Source organism: Streptomyces lacrimifluminis (genome assembly GCF_014646095.1).
GTDB classification, from domain to species: domain Bacteria; phylum Actinomycetota; class Actinomycetes; order Streptomycetales; family Streptomycetaceae; genus Streptomyces; species Streptomyces lacrimifluminis.
This window is the reverse complement of record NZ_BMMU01000109.1, coordinates 1-995: the sequence shown is the minus strand read 5'-3', so window position 1 is coordinate 995 and position 995 is coordinate 1. Positions and strand designations below refer to the sequence as shown.

Sequence of the window (995 nt, the reverse complement as noted above, 5' to 3'; positions counted from 1 at the left end):
CACCGTCCACTCCCCATGCCCAGCACAACTGCCAACTGACCATGTAGGACACCGTCTTAGACCGTGTCCTACGTGGTGAGGCGGACGAGGCGCTTGTAACAGCAGAGGGCCGCGGCCAGTCCGAGAAATGCCAGGTAGTTGCGGGGGTGACGCTCGTAGCGGGGACTCAGTCTGCGGTAGCCGGACAGCCACGACATCGTGCGCTCGATCACCCACCTCCGACGCCCTAATCGCTCGCTGGATTCGATGCCTTTGCGGGCGATGCGTACTCCGATTCGCTTCCATCGGAGCCATCTGCGCAGGTCGGCGCGATCGTAGGCTTTATCTGCGTGTAGGCGCTGGGGCTTGAAGTACCGGCCGCGGTGAGGGTCGTGTCTCGTTTGGTGACCCTCGATCATGAGCTCCAGCCCTTCGCTGTCGTGGGTGTTGCCGGCCGAGACACCGACGAGAAGCGGCAGTCCGTTCGCGTCCGACAGGACGTGCATCTTGGAACCCGGCTTGCCTCGGTCCACGGGGCTCGGACCTGTGTGTTCGCCCCCTTTTTAGCCCTGACGTGGGCGGTGTCGAGGACGACGCGGGTGACGTCGATGAGCCCGGCGTCGTCGAGCCGGTGCAGCACGGCTTCGTGGAGGCGGCCCCAGACGCCGGCTCTCGACCAGATCAGGAACCGGCGGTGGGCGGTCGACTTCGATATCCCGAAGCAGGGCGGCAGAGCGCGCCAGGAGCAGCCGCTGACCAGCACGTAGACGATCGCGGCGAACACCGTCTCATCAGGTGTGTCCTGTGTCCCGCCGCCCTGCGGACGCACCTTCGACGCCGGGATCAGCGGCTTCGCGATCTCCCACAGCCCGTCCGGAACAATCCAACTCCACGTACCCCGCCCCATGGACAGACCAACGTCCGCCTCACCACGTAGGACACGGTCTAACAGTCCCTAACAAAGCCGTTGGACGTGGCGGTGAGTGATCAGGCAGACGGCGAGTCCGAGGAACGCT

1 protein-coding gene is annotated in these 995 nt (G+C 65.0%); it reads right to left on the bottom strand.

Features of this window, described 5'->3' with window-relative positions:
• Window positions 1-68 precede the first annotated feature (68 nt).
• Window positions 69-886 (bottom strand): IS5 family transposase gene (locus IEY89_RS40140; RefSeq protein WP_189152454.1). Its coding sequence is split into 2 segments (ribosomal slippage): window positions 69-544 and window positions 544-886, totalling 819 coding nucleotides; the frame shifts between segments, so codons are not numbered across the junction.
• Between the last annotated feature and the right edge of the window lie 109 nt (window positions 887-995).